This window comes from Campylobacter sp. BCW_6871 (assembly GCF_001762325.1).
GTDB classification, from domain to species: Bacteria; Campylobacterota; Campylobacteria; order Campylobacterales; family Campylobacteraceae; genus Campylobacter_D; species Campylobacter_D jejuni.
On sequence record NZ_MJWQ01000008.1, the window covers coordinates 1 to 17,479 of the forward strand.

The window sequence follows — 17,479 nt, forward strand, 5'->3', positions numbered from 1 at the left end:
TATCCCCTGCTTTTGCAGGGTTTAGAACAATCCCTTTGGCTTACCAAACAAACTTTTAACTAAGCTTCTCTCCTTTCTAATAATTTATTTTCTTTTTTAATTTGTAGGTTTTTTTGTTGCATTCTCAATATTGTTTTGAATCTTTTCTTGTATTTTCACAGAGTCAGCTTGTATTTTTCCTATGTCAAAACTTCCTACAATATCAGCAATGAATTCACTTAAATCAATTTCGCTAAAATCTAATTTTTGGAATTCTTCAGGAGTGAAGCCTTTGCATTGCGGACCTTCCGCACTGCCCCACCCTTTTCCAAGCTGAGGGCGTCCTTGTTCATTGAAAATTCTTCCTAATTTAGAATTGAAGCAACAAAAACTTTTCTTTTTTTCAACGCAAATTTTAGTAAAACCTAAACTAACCTTTTTAGAACAATAAGTTCCTACTTCATGACATTTTCCTGCATCGTTTAATTTAGCAAGCTTTTTCTCATCTTCTTTACAAGCTACAAGTCCTAAAAACACATTATCCTTGTCACAACATCCACCACCAAGTAAACCGCCAAACATATCCCAATTTTTACAACGATTATCTTGTCCATTAAAAATAATGATTTGTCCTGAACAAGTACCATCATCATTCCAACCATTATTGTTTGCATCATTAACACCAACAGGAGTATCAGTATTTTCCACATCGCTTACCCCTTTAAAACAAGGAAAAGGAGAGCATTGATATTTGTTGTCTATTAGCACACACTCTCTACTACTATTGAAAGGACAAGTTCTTGTTACACCTAAGCAGTTTTTAGCAGGAGCAATAGAAGAATTACAACTATCACCTATACCATCTCCATTTGTATCAATCAAATCATCTACACTTTGTGGTGAACACACTCCACCTTGCTCTTTAGGCTGATAACCTGCAGGACAAGTATATTTATAAGCACTAAAAGGAATTGTTTCGCTTTCTTCTGTACAATTTAAATTTCTTCCAAAATTACTACAACTTATATCTTTTCCTGTTGCTTCATAAGTGAGCTGCCAGCCACCGCTTCCTACTGTGGCAAAAAATGCTACAGACTTATTAATACCTGTGTGCAAATATTGTTTTAATTCTATGTTTAAGTTTTTTCCGCTAAATTTTGAAAGCTCGCCATAGTTATCATTGTTTGGGCGATAAGGAATGTAATCTAGTGCATCTTTAGTATTATTTGGTTTATTCCCAACAACAGCAACTGTAGAATTTGGAGCAAAAGGAACTACCCAATCATCAGCTCCTGCATAAATAAGTTTAAAACTATCAATTGCATCAATATCAGTAATATAGATATCATTTGTCACGACTTGCCACGCATTATAGCCTATACTTTTGGAAAAAGTGAGTCTTACTTTTGTTTTACCTGTTTTTAAAACGCCACCTTCTATTTTTTCACTACTACCATCTACTGCATCATCTGAATTAACACATTGTGTTAATTGTGCAGGACAAAAGTATTTTTGCTGAGAGTTTTGTAAACAAGCTATGGATTGTCCTTGTCCATTTGCAGGTTTGAAGTTTGGATCATCACTAAAATTTGTATTGCATTGCATAGCATCTGTTGCAGTGTGTCCATTATCACCACCATCGCTACCACCACCTGCACAATCAGGTATTTTGTCAAACTCTAAAAGAGCGTAATTTCTCACAGGATTATTTGTATCCCCAAAATGATTGCCTTGATCACTCCATTGCCCACTAGGACTAGCCATAGCAACCCAATGCTCCCCTAAAGGAGATACTCTCTCTTTTCCATCCACGATATCATATTTTTTTAGTAAATTATCAGGCTGTGTTTGTGCCCAATTTTTATAAGTTAATGGATTACCTTTGACTGTTTTAAAACGACTGTCATCATAAATACAACCTGAACTACCTTCAACACAATAATTACTTGTATAACTTGGATCATACACGCCTATCCAAGCATACTGCCCTCCTCTAAACAAAGAACTTAAGAAATCATTTTCAGCTTTAGAATCAGGAATTGCTAAATAGCCGCCGCTGTCTTCTGCTAGTTTTTTTGCATCTTCAAAAGTCATTTTTTGAACGGTAGCAGTATAATAGTGTCCATTAAATTGTTTAAAATCATTATAATCTGTACATTGAATAGCAGCTTGAGAAAAGCTAAGACTCGCCGAAAGGAGTATAGCAAGTCTTAATGTCTTAGGAGTAACTTGTTCAACCGATGTATTTTTACTAAAAAATCTTAACAAATTGTAATTTTTCATATCATTTTTCCCTTAAAAACTGATAAAACACTTGTTTTATCTGATTCAATAAGAAAATCTAGCGTAAATTTTCCTTCTTCTTTTTTTTTCAATTCTATAGATTCGAATGCGGATTCATTTTTTAGTAAATTATTTGTATTACATTTTATTATCATCTCTTTGAAGCTTCTTGTGGTGAATCCAAATATTTTGTTTATAGAACTTGCAAAAATCAAATTACCAACATCCGTAATATTATATTTTCGAGAATCAAATAAACCTTTATCATGTAAAAAAACACAGATTACAATACTCTTAGTTTTATACAATGAAAGCAATTTTTCATATTCAAAATCACAATATTCAACATTTTTATCTTTCGCAAACCAATAATCTAATATTAAGTCACTAGATTGATTTGAAACAAAGACAATTTTAGTATTTTCATCTTTAGCTCTTATATACTGATATAAAAAATTTATAATATAACTATAGCCTGCACCACTTACACTAAATATACAAGTATTATTATTTAAATCAATATCACATAAATCTTTTTCATTGAATGAAAATTTTGGCTGTTTAATTCCATTTTTATTAATTTCAATATCACAATTAAATGTTTTCATCATTTCCCTTTTTACTATTTTGTGTTATAATATTTTTATCCATGAGGTAGATGGACAACAAAGGTTTTACAGAGCCTTGTAGGTGTGATAAAAGCTCGATTCTTAAAAAGGGTCGAGCTTTTTTTTTGGCTATTAAGTTGGGTATGTGGGAGGAAATCACACCTAAAAAGGAGTCCACAATGGATTTGCTAAATACATTCATTGCGGTTACCGCAGTGTTAATCACACTTTTTAGAGAAGAGATAAGAAAAATATTCTTTAAATCTAAAAAGTAGCTAACCGCCTTCTGTAAAGCCCTACTCCAAAGACTTACCACCTTTGGAGTAGTTTTTATTTTGAACATGCCATATCCTTACTTGCTTCATCAAGCGCTGATAATTGTGCTAAAGCTTCACTCATATCATTGATTTTTCCACAATCATGCTTTAAAGTTTCATTTTTTCCATTAACAGGGCATTTAGTCCAATTGTTAGTGCATTCTCTTATCTCACTTTGATATACTGTAGTATTGTTTGTTGAGTTTTCTCTATTAGTTCCATCGTTGAAAGCTGAAGTATCTTCTTTGGCTACAGTCACTTCACAAAACTTAGCATTTACATCAGGAGTAGCTTGCATATCACCTGCAACATTTTTTCCACTCGTAGTATCTATGTAAGAAAAATCTATTTTTGAACTGCCTTTTGAATATTTAGTACTTTGATCAATCGATACTGAACTATTTGAAACCTTATTATTGAAGTTTTCATCTTTAGGTACTGTATTATCCGTTCCTTTGTGGAAAACAGAATAAACACTGTTTTCATTATTTGATTGTGAAGCCGCTAATTCTTGTCCTAAACCTTCTAAATTACTCGATGAATCAACATTAACTGCTTGTCCATAATTATCACATACAGAATAGTCCTGTCCTCTATAACTTAAGGCGCTGCCTACTTTAGTAGCCTTAGAAAGAACAAGTTGAGTTTTTGCAGATAATGCTGAGTAGATAGGACCTGCAATATCAGAAAGAATTTTATCTCTATTTTTTGCCGCTACAGAGCCACAAGAACTATTGATACAGTAGCATCCATTTAAATTATCAATTGTAGTTTTAACAAGATTAATATTATCGCCATAGCTATACTGAAAATACTCACAATTATTCCATGAGTTTTTATCACACTTAACAACGCCATTGGTGCATATTCCGCTAACATTATCAAAATTCCAAATCTTATCTACTTTACCATCAACATTTTTATCAAATTTAATTTTAATATTGATATCACTTGTGCCTGTGTAATCTATATTCAAAAATTCTCCACTCTTAGATTCATCGCAAGCCATTTGCACATTAGCTTTTTGCTTTCCATCAACTGTTCTAATTTCACCTCCATTTGTGAGTGAATTAATAGCCGTATCAGCATTTGACTTGAAATAATTATTTAGCTGTGAACCAAAATTATTACCCTCAGCAGCAGCATCATTTGCAGCCTGTAAAAAGCTACAAGTTGCAAGAGCTAAAAAAAGATATTTTTTCATGCTTTCTCCTATCTACCTGTTCCGTAATTGAATATATCGCTAACTCCATAGAAATTCGAAATGATTTTTCTAATTGAATCAACTTGCTGATTATCTCTAATAATAGCTTGTGCATTTTCACTAAGTAGAGTTCTTGTAGTTTCTTGCACTTTAGCAACAGCTGCATTGAATTTAGCAAGATCATCTTTATGGTCGCTTGAGAATTTAGGGTCTAAACCTTGTACGGTATTGATATTTGTTATAAACTCATTAAAAAGCTCATTAACAAAAGCATCTACCATTAAAAGTGCCACAAATTCATAAACAGCATCTCCATTAAGCCCTGTTGAAGCTTCAATATTTAAAATATCGGCAACAGGTAAAGGCGCAGCGTTAATTAAGTTTTTATCCGCATCATCTAAAGAAGTTTTTGCTTTGATTTTTGCAACAATAGCTTTAAATTTTTCAATTAATAAAGAACGAATATCTTTATCTATAGTTACTTTTGTTTCTTTTCCTATAGGTTCTTGATACAAACCATTTTCATCTTTGTTAATCGTATATGCTGTAAATTCAAGCGTTATAGATTTATTTTCACCATTTTTGTTCCATAGCGCTTCAAGGAATTTGTCTGTATTTAAAGTAGGACCTATTAACATTACCTTTTCAGGATCACTCATTTCTTTGCTAGTAACGGAAGTGCTTTTTTCAGTATAAGCTACCAAATCACCAAAAACGCCCCTTAAAATATCTTCATATTGATCTTCTCCAAAAGCTTCGGCAAAGAAACTTGCTTTGCCTTTTTCAATTACTTTTTGAATAATTGAACCTTGTTTTAGAATTTTAGCCGCATTTGTTTCACCGCTTTCATCAGGAGTTGTTCCATTTACAAAAGCATTTGCTTCTTTAGCAAAATTTTGTACCGTTTGAGCTGTTCCTTCCATACCTTTAGCAAAAGAAGTTAACCAGCTATCGTTTTGCCCACTTTCCGTATTAGAACTGAGCATTTTTCCAAATTTATTAGTCCAATTTGTTGTCATTTGGCAAGTATCGAAGTTCATACTATTAATAGCATTTGCTATTTTTTCAAGCTCATCCATAATGGTTTGACAATCTTTACAAAGTGTAGAAAGTGCCATTTGAAAAGCATAGGCAGGTGCAGCTGAAGCAATCTTTTTGAGCTTTTCAACCAAATACTCAAAATTAAGATAAGAAAATCCACCAAAGATCATATCAATACCGCTACACCCCACATTAAAACTTGGCGCAGTTACTGAAAAAGGGCGTATAGTTTCACCACCACCCCATCTAATTCTTGAACTGCCACCACTAATAAAACCTGAAACCTGAGATTTATAATAACCTGAATTTTCAGAAGTGATAGAACTGCCTAAATTATTTTGAATAAAGCTTGACAAATTTGCATTCAAAGCACTTGGTAACAAAAATGCACATGCAATAGCAGAAATTACCACCCTCTTTTTTAAAATGCCCATATAGAAACTCCTTTAATATCTTTTCTATCTACAAAACCCCAATACCTACTGTCAAAACTTCTAGGATGTGTTCCCATTACAAAAAACTTATCTTTTGGTATGACTCCGTTAAATATAAATTGTTCTACTTTATTTCCATCCTTATCTGTTTTTTGAGCAATGCCCAAAAAAACATTGTCACAATAATATTTCAAACCTTTTACACTTAATGTTTGTCCTTCTTCACATCTTACATATTTTCCAAAGTTAGAATCCTTATCAAAATATCTTGTTTGCACAGGTAAAGAAAAATAAATTAAAGAATCTTTTAAATCTCCTTGAAACTTTTTTTGATATATGAAAACATCTTTATCGATGCTTTTGGTATGAATTACGCCTATTCCATAAAATTGAGATAGAGCTGAAACAACTATATTTCCGATAATAAAAGCAATTAGAACAAATAAAGCTTTATTAATAAGCGTTCTAATTTGATTTTTACTTAGCTTCATTGCTTTTTGTCTTAGTATTGGCAAGTAAATCAATGGCTTCTCCTAAAGGTATTCCTTGATCGGTTAATTCTTTGATTTTAGCTTTATCTGTTGCATCGGTAGTAGTAAGATAGTAAAAATACTTATCCACTACTAAACGATAAGGTAGTTTAACATCATCAGGAGTCATCAAAAAGAGTTCTGAATATTCTCCTTTTATAGTCCTAATCGAGCGCAAAATTTCTTTATCAGTTTCACTTAGGGAAAACACTTCTGATTTAATTAACATATTAACAGAAGTTTCAGTTTGTTTCATAAAAATCTTATAGGCTGAGTTATTTACAATAACTGTTCCTGCACGACTTAATCCTCCATCTTTAGCATTATAGATATCATCAAAACCTTGAGTTGCAATAATTGCAGAAGCGCCATATTTTCTAGCACGGCGATAAGCTTGTTCGATGAAGTCATCCATTTTTGGATTTTTTCCTAAGAAACGGTGTGCCTCATCAATGATGATTTGAATTCTTGATTTTCTATCTGTACTCATATACATAAGCTGATTAATATGATAGATTAAAAGCATGATAAGCGGATCTTTTAAATCATCATACCCTTCAAGCCCTTTAAATTCAGTTACAATAAATTCTTTTTCTATATTAAACTCACAAGGACCATTAAAATATTTACCGTAAATTCCTTCTTTACAGAAAGGGCGTAATTGATCTGCAAAATCTCTAAAGCGTTGATCATCTACTTTGGCAAGTTCATCTCTAATATCTGTAACTTCCATAGTATTGCCTTTTGATAAAAAAAGCTCCTCCATAATTGCTTGTGTTTTAGCTTTAATAAGTCTTTCATCTTCTAAGGCTCTATCTTGATTTTTAGAACTTCCCAACATATAAATCAACCTTGATAGATATTCCAAATCCTCTGCGAAAGAATCTCTATCATTATTTTTTAGGCCGCTAAAAGGGTTAAAGCTGATAGGTTTTGAAGGATCAAGCGCAAGATATTGCCCTCCTACCGCATCACAAATATTAATAAAAGAGTTATCCTGATCGATAATGAAAATTCTATCATTTCTAGCATAAGAATTAAAAGCAAGCATATTTAGAAATACCGATTTTCCAGCGCCTGAAGTAGCAACCAAATAAGCATTATAATTTGAACTTGAAACAAACAAATCAAGTCCTGCAATTTGCGCTCTTCTTGAAAATAAAATCAAATTTGGAATATTGAGTTTAAAATCTGCTTCTAAAGGAATGAATTGTGAAATTTGATCAGGAAACATAGAGCGATATTTTACAGTAATATCAAACATATATTCTTTATTAATCCCCATAGGTAAAGAAGCAATAAGATTAAGTTGATGAATTCCTAAAGCTTCATCAAGCACAATAGCTTTACCACCCCCTTTATTCCAATAAGAAATAATAGTGCTTGCATTTAAAGAAGCTTCATTATAATTATCACCACTAACTATAACATTCAAATCAAAAGCATAAAGCTTTTCTTTTTGATTATCTATTCTTTCAAGTATAGAAACGCTTTCTTTTCTTGCTGCTGCAAACTGTCTAAAAATATTTTCACTCCATTTTTGTGTCAAAAGCATAGAATGATTACCTTTTACTCGTGCGGTTTTTTTCTTAGATAAAGCACAAACAGAAGCAGTAATTAAAAAAGTATCTTTGAATTGATTATTATCCAAAGCCCTACTAATATAATCACCTAATTTTTCCCCAAAATCACCAATATGTGCTTCTTGCGGAAATGATTGTGGTGTTAAACTAATAAAACTTCTACCATCTATTTTTAATTCATCATCTTTAATTAAAATCTCTGTTGTAGGCATAATAACTTGTCTATTAAGATAGCAAGTCCTATCATAATTTGGAATATTATTAATATCATGATTACCATTAAAAAGCTCGTAAAGCATAGGTTTTAAAACCTCAGGCTCAGCTACAACAGGTGAAAAATTATTTGAAGTAAGAATATTTTTCAAAATATGTTTATAAGAAATTACATCTTCTTCGCTATTAGATTTTATAGAAACTAAAAGATAGTAATTTTTTAATCTTGTAGTCATAGAACTTGAAATACTTTCTTTGGTTTTGGAATAATAAAACTTTTCCATATTTTTAATTGCCTTAAGTAAAAGCTCATTATTTTCTCTATCAGCTCTTTCTAGGTGCATGTATTTCCAGTACTCAACTATATCTTTGATATTTTTACTTCCAAAAAGTGTAAATTGTATAAACATATTTTCAGGCAATTTGCCTAGCATTTCTTCAACAGCAACAGCAGTAGATTCACCCATTCTAATTCTTGGAGAACACAAAAAAACTGTTCCAAAAGAATTATCATTATTAATATAATATTCTTTTTGAGAATCGTAGCTCATATAAGGTAAAAAGTCTGAAAATTTATATCTTTGCATGCAAGCGTTCCACACATTGGTCTGCAAAGAAGTAATCTTCTTTACAGACTGATTGATACCTAATTTTTCGTTAATAAAATCACTTAAACTCATTTTGTACCTACATCATTCATATCAAAAATTCTTTCACTTGGGTCCTGTTTGCTTCTTGGGTCGCTAAGAACAAACTCGCCTTCTTTGATTTTTAGCCAACTTTCACTATAGCCGTGATAAATGCCATCATCACTTACATAAGGAAAAACAACCATTTGTGCAAATAAAGGTTGTCTAAACAAAGGCATATTATTTGGCAACTTCACCATGTTTTCTTTTACTGCACTTTGTTGATTGCTTTGTGCAAAAGAAGGTGAATTCTTAAGCAATCCACGAATAAGCTCATCTTCATCTTGTTTGTCTAAATCCGTATATTTCATACCATCATCAACAAGTAATTTTAATTGAGCATCAACACTTGGTTCTTTAGTGATTTGTTGTTTGCTTGCACACGCTGTAAAAAGTAGCGTTGCGCATAAAATTAATATAGATTTTTTATTCATTTTTTGCTCCTAAATGAAACAGCACTTGCATCGATATACATCCAATCTTCGATCTTATACCATGCGTTGCCATTTTGTTCTGTAACGCCTTTAATGATAATTCTTTTGCCTTTAGCTACATTGCCTACTACCCTAGATGAGATTGAAGGTTTAGAATAGTATTTTGCATCTTTAATGGCTTGCCCTAAAACTATTTTTCTACCTTTTTTAAACTCATCTTTTACTCTTGATAAAAATACAAAAGCGTTTTGATCTAAAGGCTTAGGATTTATAACCGAAGCGTTTTGCTCAGGTCTTGAAATGCCTAATTTTTCCTCTAAAACTGCTACTCTTTTTTCAAGTTCTTGATTTTCTCTATAAAGTTTTAAAACAGCTTTTTTCAATAACAAGTTATTATCATATTCGCTTGTTTGAGCTTCTTTAGCACTTAGGTTTGTTAAAGAAAAAGCCAAAGCTAAACTTACTAAACTAATCTTTTGTAACGATGCTTTTATGCACATAAGTTCCATCCTTTAATTTAATCCATCCGCCTTGCTCATACAAAGCTTCTAATTCTTCGCCTTGGTTAGCCACCCTTAAAACAAGAGCTTTACAAGAAGGCATTTCTCTAATATTTGCGTGATAAACACAAACTTTAACCTTGCCATTAATTTGAGTGATTTTTGAATCCGAACTTGCAGAACAATCTATAGCAGGCTCATTAGCAACTTGTGAATTTTTATCAATTCCATTTGTATTTGTATTTGCAGTTGAAAGATTTTGTTCAGCATTAGATTTCGTAGAATTTATATCTAAAGTATTGACTGAGCTTGCATTATCTTCTTTATTTGTAAGATTTGCATCTTTTATTCCACTTTCGTTATTGTCATAGATTTTAATGCCATCATGAAGTTTATTAATATTGGTTTCTTTATTGGCATTATTTTTTATCTTGCTATCATTTTTAGATGCAGACTTATTAGAATGTTTTAAATGAGTATTTTTACCATTTTTTGCATTCTTATTTGTTTGCGAATTTGCTTTTTCAGTTTGATTTTTCAAGTCTTTTCGAATTGCCTTACTTTCTTTATCATTTTCACTGATTAAAGCGACATCAGCTTTATTGCTTGCTTCTTCTTCGCTTAAGTAGTATCTAAAAATAGTAGGCGTTTCATTTTGAATTTTACGAATTTCTACAGATTCAACCATTTCTTGAAGCTTTAAGGTTCTAAAACTATCTCTTGCTTCTTGTTCGGCTTTAGTTTTTGTTTCAGCTTTTACCTCAGGATGCTTTTGTTCATATTCTCTATCTGTTTTTTTTCTAAGCTCATCCATATCAGAACTAAGATCATACACTTCAGTCACTGAACCACACATTCCGTTATCTTTTCCTTTTTCGCAAGAAAAGTTTTCTTTATAAGGCAACATAGAGCAAGCTCCTAAAAAGATAGAAGCAGCTAAAGATAATGTAATTGCACCGTTTTTAATCATTGCTTATCCTTATCTAAATAAGAATTGATTTTTTGCATATTTGCGCCATCAATTACATCAATGATTTTCTTCTCTTTTTTATCCACTACTAAAAGTTTTGGAGTACCCATAATATTTAGCTTTTCACCTAATTCTCTCATTTTTTTAAGAGTTTGTTCTGCTTGTGGAGTAATTTTTACTTCTAAATCTTTTTGAGTTTCTCTGAGTTTAATTAGAGCTTCTTTAAAATCAGGCGCAGATAAAATTTCTTTACTCCATTGTTCAGCATGAGGGTGAATACTTAAAGGAAAGAAATTTACATAAACACTGACATCTTTTTTGATAAAAAGCTCTTCTACTCTTGCACAAAACGGACATTCAGGATCGGTAAAAAGAACAAATTCATACTTTTTAGAACCCTTTCCAAAATCTACTTTTTTAGCATATTGTGTGACTTCTTTTAAATTTAAGTCTTTAGCTTGTTTAGCACTAACTTCGCTTTGCCAAGCATCTCTATCATTAGCTGTTAAGCTTACACCTGTATTTGTATAAAGTTCTCCGATAAATATTACCCTTTTAAAAGGATTAACATATAAGATATTTCCATTATCCAAATAAGCCTTGTAAAATCCATCAATTTGACTTCTTTCTACTTTAGCTATTTTTGTTGAAGGAATAACACCTTTAACCAATGATTCTTCTTGTTGCTCAATAAGAGTTTGAGCATGAAGTAAGCTTGCTAAAGCTAAAGAGCTTAAAATTATTTTAGAAAAGATTTTCATGTATTTTTCTCCTTATTTTTTATTGTTATTTTTCTTTGCGCTATCTTGTTGTTGTTCTTCTAAAGTTTTTAACTCCAAAGTAGCTGTGGTAATAATGTTAATTTCTCTACCTGCTGCAATCTCGATTACAGGGGAGACTTGATCTGCCATTTTTAGATAAAAATCTGCAAGTTTTTCAGCACTTTTTGAAAGTCCTTTAAACGCTCCTGCTTGCAAAGTGGCTTTAGCACTCATATCACTATTTGTTGTTGTAGTTCCGCCAAAACCATTTTGAGTTACGATTTGATTTTGATTAGCAAAACCTTCTCCTACGCCTTGTAAAAAACCTGCAATTAAAGTCCTAGCAAGCAAAGCTCCTTGCTTGGTAACTACCTCACCACGCAAGCCTAATTTACCATCTTCACCAGTTGCAGCACCCTTCATTGCCATGTCAATTTTTTGTCCTTTGTTAGTAACACAAGAAATATTATTAACTCTAATATATGCTCTTTCACTTGTTAAATCCCCATATCCTTCGCCCATTAAAAAACATTCATTAATATCATAACCCCATCGATTTGGTAAAATGGAAAGATCAGTAACTTTCATGAGTACAGGCAATGGCTCAGTTTTTGCTTGAGTCATCGTAGGGGCATCCATACCTGAGAGTAAAACAGCTTTTACAATCGAGCCTGTAGGAATGACATGCCTAGTCGACTTTTTTTCTACTTTTTCCTTTTCTTCAGGTTTAGCAATGTTTGTAAAAGAAAGAGAATCTTGAATCGGTGTATATCTTGTTTGTGTAACCTCATTTAATTCAGGAACATCACCAAAATGTGTTAAGCCATAATCACTTGGCTTTTGTGTATTTGTTGCATTTTTATTTGGTTGAGGAAAATTCTTATATAAATCTTCTTCTTTATTATTTGGAGTGTCTTCTAAAACAGTTGCAGGAGCGCTTTCCATAGCTTTTTTCTGCGCTTCTTGTATATTTTTTAAATTTAATTCATAATTTCTTTTATTTGCATCATTTTCTTTTTTCATATCGGTGACAATTTTTTTAAGATCACTTACTTGTTTTGAAAGTTCTTTATTACGAGTATCTAAGCTATCCACTCTTTTTTTAGCTAAAGTAAGATCATCACTTGCTTCACCTACCCACCTTGTTTTAGCCATAGGATCATCTTGAACAAGATTAAAATTGCCTACTTTTTCTTTAGATTCTTTTTTATCGCCACCGCCTACTAAAAAAAGTAAAGCTCCTGCAATCACAAAAATACCTGTAAAAATTAAAACCTTGTTTTTATTTTGAGTTTTCTGTGCATCGATAGGACTTTTATCATTGCTAAAAAACTTTATAAAAGGATTTTTCATTTTGACATCCCCCCATCAAATACACCGCCATTTGTATTTCTTCCGCCTTTAGTAATGATTATAATTTGTGCTTTAGAATAAGGCAATAAATGATTTACTTCATTGTTGTAATAAATACTTATAGCCTTTGGAGCTTCTTTTGCAATAGAAATATAATCTTTAGGATTTAGTCTTATTGCCTTATCAGTTTTGTTTTCAACTTCAAGTAAAGTTGCTTTATAAAGCAGACCATCATAATTAGTTAGCTCTCTTGTGGTTAAGGTTTTGTCGCTTGAAACAACTTTATTAATCTTTTTAACCTTATATCCTTGTGGAACTCCACCTTTTAAAATACTCTCAGTTATTTTTGCCATAGTGGACATATAAGGGTCATCACTTTCATATTTTAAAATTTCGTCTTTTTGTGCGCTAAAATCATTAATAATTACAGTTTCAGCATCCATATTTTTAGGATTTAATGCAAAAGAATAGGTTCTATTTGCAGTCACAAAAAAAACTTCAGAACCTTTTGCTTTATCATAAACAATTTCAGGTTCACCCACAGGCTCATATCTATCTTTTCCTACACTTCTAACTTGTTCTTTTTGGATAGGTAGGAATTTAATGAAAGCTTGATTTCCTGAGATCTTGATATCTATACCTTTTTCTTTAGAGTATGCTACATCTAAAATTTGAGTAGGTAGTACAATTCGATTAACACTGCTATTTGAAACATTAATATTGATAATATCGCTTGAAGGATTATCAATAACATTAATAGCAAATAAGCTAGTGCTTAAAGTCAAAGCCGATAATATTACTTTTTTCAATTTTTCTCCTTGTTATTCTTTTCTTCTTCTATAGAAAGATCATTGAGAATAAATCTTCCTTGTTCGATAATATAATTAATTTTCAAAACACTTTGAGATGAGCGAACCACCTTATCGGATATAATATCTTTAACCACTCCAAATACTTTAATTTGTCCTTTTGTATCCGCATTAATAGCAGAAACAAAGAAAGTGCGACTAATTGCGTTATCAATAATATAATTCATTTGCTCCAAAAGTTTTGTTTTTACTTCTTGATAAAATTTTGGATCTACAAGTGTAAGCAAGTTGTCGATATTATTTCTCGCATTTTCTTTGGTAATATTTAAAAGGTTAAAAGATATGAATTGTCCCATTTCATGTAAATATCCTTTTGAAACCTGATTTCCTGCAATCCAAAATTCCTGATTAACAATTTTTGGCGGCATAAATACAACTTTTTGTGAGTCTGTTCTTGCAAGAATTACCCAAATAAGCACTAAAATAACAAAGGATAAAATAAGCGTTACAATACGGAAGGTAATATTTTCAAATATATATTTATCCATCTGATTTTTATATTTATCAAATAACATCTTTTAAGCTCCTAAAAAATATCTCATGTACGAAGGAGGTAAAGTTTTAGGTTGTCTTAGACCTAACATATAAATGACATGAAAGAAAAAACCTTTTACTCTTGACTTTTTTAACTTCTCATAATATTTTGCAGCTACAACCCCAAAAGTAAAAATTATTCCATAGGCAACAATACCTTTAGCAAACATAATTGCAATAGCTATAAATATGCTAAATATAGCTAAAGTATCAACTTCCCAATTACCAAACATAGGTTTTGTATCTATAAATTTATTTATTTCAACATAACCATTTTCAGTTTTTGCCAAAATTAACTCCTTTTTTATATTTATTGAAATTTCATTAAAAAATCTCAAGAAAAATAAAAAAGGGTTTTTACACCCTTTTTATTAAAATGTAGCAGAATTGATAGTTTCAATGATGGTACTTCCCTGAGTAACAAGTACTGCAAAACCTAGCATTAAGAAAAATTGCAAAATTGAACCTGCAAAAGCTCTCCAAACGCCAACACAAAAAAGTAGCAAGGCTATAATTCTTGAAACATAAGTATCATTTAACCAACCACTTACAATATCCCAAAGCCCTTTTGCGCCAATACTATCAGTATTTCCTGCAAAAGCACTTGTAATGAAAAACCCTAGAAGTAAAGCTAGGAGAAAAAAATTCTTTTTCATAAAAACCTCACAATTTGGACTTGTGTAGCTCTTAGCCCAGATTGGAGCTTCTTTTATATACTTAAAACAGGATATATTTTTATATAATATATCTTATTTTAAACTTAAATAACTAAACTTATTACATTAAAAAAAGTTTAATTATAATTATGTATATTAAAAAAAGTTATGTTATTATAAGTGTTTTTAATTTATTTAAAGCTTAAAAAACATTGTTATTTATTTTTTTTTAAAAAATATTATATATAATAAAATTATAAAAAAAAATTTAATTTTAAAAATAACGATGGATAATTTAGAAAATAAAATAGAACATTTAGAACTCGGATACAAAAAACAAAATAGCACTTGTAGTATTCAAGAAATAAGACTACCTGTGTTTGCACCTATTAAAAGGTATACTCCATCATCAGCTATTTATAAAGATTTTCTAAAAAATAAAAGAACTCGCACTATTAATACACAGTGGGGGAATGTCACTATAAGAGGCTCTTTGCTCACACAAATTCATAAGGATATACTCGATCTTATTATTTTAAATAATACAAAAATTCAAATATTAAAAGATCAAAGAATTAGCGTTGATTTTTGTATTAGCAATGTGCTTAAAAGCTATGGTGATGCAGGCTTTAATTATAAATGGTTTAAAAATATTTTAGAAGATATAATGGGAGCTGTAATTAAAATTAAATTAGAAAACCAAACCGAATTTTATTTTCATATTATTTCCGCCATGGGATATAATGAAAAGGGTGATTTTGGAGGTATTATTTTAAGCAAAGAGTACTTAGACTTCTACCAAAAAACTATTGCTATAAATTACAATAAAGAAATACAATCTATTGTTTTAATTGAAAATTCTTTAATAAAATCCATTATCCGTTTTTTTCTAAGTCATAATCAAATCAACATAACTCTTGAAAATCTTTTAATTGCTTTAGGGCTAGAAATCAATACAAAAGATCGTTATTTTAGAAAAATAAAACAAGAAATTAAGGCAAGTAAAAATATTTTTTCTAATTTTAAAATTGAATTTAATGAAAACAAAAACACCTTTGAATATAAAGGAAATAATAGTGTCAATTTCTTGTTCACAAACTAAAAATTCTCTCACTGAAGAGCAACAAGCTGTGGTTGATTTTAATATTGATGATATATTAATAGTAAATGCTTACGCAGGCACAGGAAAAACCTCTACTCTAGTGCAATTTTGTGAAGCAAGAAAAGATTTTAAAATTTTATATCTATCTTATAACTCTTCCATGCGAAAAGAAGCTGAGGCTAAATTCAAACACTTAAAAAATGTAGAAGTTAAAACCATGCACTCTCTTGCATATGTAGAGTTAGAAGTTCAAAAAAAATATAAAGATAGATTAGGAAGCTTAAGAGCTATAGATTTATTTGATTTTATAGGAGATTTAAAAGAAGATGTTAGAAGTTTTTATGCAACTGCTATTTTAAAAGCTGTTCGATATTTTTGCAACAGCAATCTTGAGCCAAAAGAATTTTTAAAAGAAATAACAAAAGAGCCTTCTAAATATGAAATTAGTCCGAAAATGGATTTATCATATATTTCAAAAAAAATAGAAAAATTATGGAATGATTTGCAAAGTCAAGATTGCGCTCTTGTCTATGAACACGATTTTTATTTAAAATCCTATCAACTTTCAAAGCCAAAATTAGAATATGATTTTATATTAGTAGATGAAGCACAGGATATCAACGCTTGTGTTATTGATATTGTGCTTAACCAAAAGCAAGCTAAAAAAGTTTTTATAGGAGATACATTTCAAAGCATTTATAAATTCAGAGGTGCTGTAAATTCCTTAGAAGTATTAGCATCTATGCCAAAATCTCATATTTTATATCTAACTCAAAGCTTTAGATGCCCACAAAGCATAGCTACTATTGCCAATTCTTATTTGGGAATTTTAAATGCCCCAAGAGATTTTAAAGGAACGCTAAAACCAAGAAAGGGAAATGATGAAAATGAAGCAAAAGCTATAATATGTAGAACCAATGCTAAACTATTTGATATAGCAGTAGAAAATTTAAATAAAAAATTATTTTTTGTGGGAGGGGTGAATAGTTATAGTTTTGATGAGTTATTAGACATACAAAATCTTCTGTTTAAAAAACACAAATATATCAAAAATCAGTTTATTGCAAAATTTGCCGACTTAAAAGAACTTCTTGAATATATCAACGAAACTAAAGAGGTTGACTTAAAACAAAAAATATTTGTTCTTTTTAAATATGTACATAGCGATATTATAAAGCTTATCAAAGATATTGAAAAAAGCTGTGTTAAAAAACAAGAACAAGCTGATTTGATATTAAGTACAGGACATAAGAGCAAAGGTTTAGAGTGGAATAATGTTGAAATTATTGATGATTTTTTAAACATCAAGCAAGAACTTGAAGAAAGAGAACAAATTACCATAGCAAAAGAAGAATTAAATCTTTTGTATGTGGCAGTTACAAGAGCTAAAAATTCTTTAAACATTAACAAAGATTATTT

18 protein-coding genes are annotated in these 17,479 nt (G+C 30.6%); 2 read left to right on the top strand and 16 right to left on the bottom strand.

Annotated elements, in window-relative coordinates:
• Positions 1 to 96: 96 nt before the first annotated feature.
• From traN to AJ930_RS00660, 16 genes are all read right to left on the bottom strand, one after another.
• The gene (gene traN / locus AJ930_RS00585) at positions 97 to 2,262 is read right to left on the bottom strand and encodes a conjugal transfer protein TraN (protein ID WP_070274680.1); all 2,166 of its coding nucleotides are present in this window, start codon (positions 2,260 to 2,262) and stop codon (positions 97 to 99) included.
• Positions 2,259 to 2,870 carry a hypothetical protein gene (locus AJ930_RS00590; protein ID WP_070274681.1) on the bottom strand — a complete coding sequence of 204 codons (612 nt, stop codon included), beginning with the start codon at positions 2,868 to 2,870 and terminating at the stop codon, positions 2,259 to 2,261. The genes traN and AJ930_RS00590 overlap by 4 nt, the downstream gene beginning before the upstream one ends.
• On the bottom strand, positions 2,857 to 3,213 hold the full coding sequence (locus AJ930_RS00595; protein ID WP_070274682.1) for a hypothetical protein: 357 nt from the start codon (positions 3,211 to 3,213) through the stop codon (positions 2,857 to 2,859). The genes AJ930_RS00590 and AJ930_RS00595 overlap by 14 nt, the downstream gene beginning before the upstream one ends.
• Complete coding sequence (locus tag AJ930_RS00600; RefSeq protein WP_070274683.1) at positions 3,201 to 4,391, bottom strand: hypothetical protein; 1,191 nt, start codon at positions 4,389 to 4,391, stop codon at positions 3,201 to 3,203. The genes AJ930_RS00595 and AJ930_RS00600 overlap by 13 nt, the downstream gene beginning before the upstream one ends.
• A gap of 8 nt (positions 4,392 to 4,399) precedes the next feature.
• Positions 4,400 to 5,866, bottom strand: a complete 1,467-nt coding sequence (locus AJ930_RS00605; RefSeq protein ID WP_070274684.1) for a conjugal transfer protein TraH — start codon at positions 5,864 to 5,866, stop codon at positions 4,400 to 4,402.
• Complete coding sequence (locus AJ930_RS00610; protein ID WP_250485013.1) at positions 5,854 to 6,357, bottom strand: S26 family signal peptidase; 504 nt, start codon at positions 6,355 to 6,357, stop codon at positions 5,854 to 5,856. Before AJ930_RS00610 ends, AJ930_RS00605 begins: the two co-directional genes overlap by 13 nt.
• Entirely contained in the window at positions 6,344 to 8,872 is a 2,529-nt protein-coding gene (locus AJ930_RS00615) for a TraC family protein (protein WP_070274685.1), read from the bottom strand. The genes AJ930_RS00610 and AJ930_RS00615 overlap by 14 nt, the downstream gene beginning before the upstream one ends.
• Positions 8,869 to 9,315: a hypothetical protein gene (locus AJ930_RS00620; RefSeq protein WP_002800812.1), complete on the bottom strand. Its 447-nt coding sequence runs from the start codon at positions 9,313 to 9,315 to the stop codon at positions 8,869 to 8,871. Before AJ930_RS00620 ends, AJ930_RS00615 begins: the two co-directional genes overlap by 4 nt.
• Positions 9,312 to 9,815: an SH3 domain-containing protein gene (locus AJ930_RS00625; protein WP_070274686.1), complete on the bottom strand. Its 504-nt coding sequence runs from the start codon at positions 9,813 to 9,815 to the stop codon at positions 9,312 to 9,314. Before AJ930_RS00625 ends, AJ930_RS00620 begins: the two co-directional genes overlap by 4 nt.
• Complete coding sequence (locus AJ930_RS00630; RefSeq protein WP_070274687.1) at positions 9,784 to 10,785, bottom strand: SH3 domain-containing protein; 1,002 nt, start codon at positions 10,783 to 10,785, stop codon at positions 9,784 to 9,786. Before AJ930_RS00630 ends, AJ930_RS00625 begins: the two co-directional genes overlap by 32 nt.
• On the bottom strand, positions 10,782 to 11,546 hold the full coding sequence (locus AJ930_RS00635) for a DsbC family protein (RefSeq protein WP_070274688.1): 765 nt from the start codon (positions 11,544 to 11,546) through the stop codon (positions 10,782 to 10,784). The genes AJ930_RS00630 and AJ930_RS00635 overlap by 4 nt, the downstream gene beginning before the upstream one ends.
• A gap of 12 nt (positions 11,547 to 11,558) precedes the next feature.
• Positions 11,559 to 12,899, bottom strand: coding sequence for a TrbI/VirB10 family protein (locus AJ930_RS00640; protein WP_070274689.1), 1,341 nt, complete (start codon positions 12,897 to 12,899; stop codon positions 11,559 to 11,561).
• On the bottom strand, positions 12,896 to 13,708 hold the full coding sequence (locus AJ930_RS00645; protein ID WP_070274690.1) for a TraK domain-containing protein: 813 nt from the start codon (positions 13,706 to 13,708) through the stop codon (positions 12,896 to 12,898). The genes AJ930_RS00640 and AJ930_RS00645 overlap by 4 nt, the downstream gene beginning before the upstream one ends.
• Complete coding sequence (locus AJ930_RS00650) at positions 13,705 to 14,283, bottom strand: TraE/TraK family type IV conjugative transfer system protein (protein ID WP_070274691.1); 579 nt, start codon at positions 14,281 to 14,283, stop codon at positions 13,705 to 13,707. Before AJ930_RS00650 ends, AJ930_RS00645 begins: the two co-directional genes overlap by 4 nt.
• A gap of 3 nt (positions 14,284 to 14,286) precedes the next feature.
• Positions 14,287 to 14,592: a type IV conjugative transfer system protein TraL gene (locus AJ930_RS00655; RefSeq protein ID WP_070274692.1), complete on the bottom strand. Its 306-nt coding sequence runs from the start codon at positions 14,590 to 14,592 to the stop codon at positions 14,287 to 14,289.
• A gap of 81 nt (positions 14,593 to 14,673) precedes the next feature.
• The gene (locus tag AJ930_RS00660; RefSeq protein ID WP_002793349.1) at positions 14,674 to 14,958 is read right to left on the bottom strand and encodes a hypothetical protein; all 285 of its coding nucleotides are present in this window, start codon (positions 14,956 to 14,958) and stop codon (positions 14,674 to 14,676) included.
• Positions 14,959 to 15,244: 286 nt separating this feature from the next.
• Here AJ930_RS00660 and AJ930_RS00665 point away from each other — a divergent pair, with 286 nt between their 5' ends.
• Both AJ930_RS00665 and AJ930_RS00670 read left to right on the top strand, forming a co-directional pair.
• On the top strand, positions 15,245 to 16,060 hold the full coding sequence (locus AJ930_RS00665; protein WP_070274693.1) for a hypothetical protein: 816 nt from the start codon (positions 15,245 to 15,247) through the stop codon (positions 16,058 to 16,060).
• Positions 16,035 to 17,479, top strand: a 1,445-nt coding sequence (locus tag AJ930_RS00670; protein WP_070274694.1) for a UvrD-helicase domain-containing protein, incomplete at its 3' end; no start/stop codon positions are given. The genes AJ930_RS00665 and AJ930_RS00670, both read left to right, overlap by 26 nt.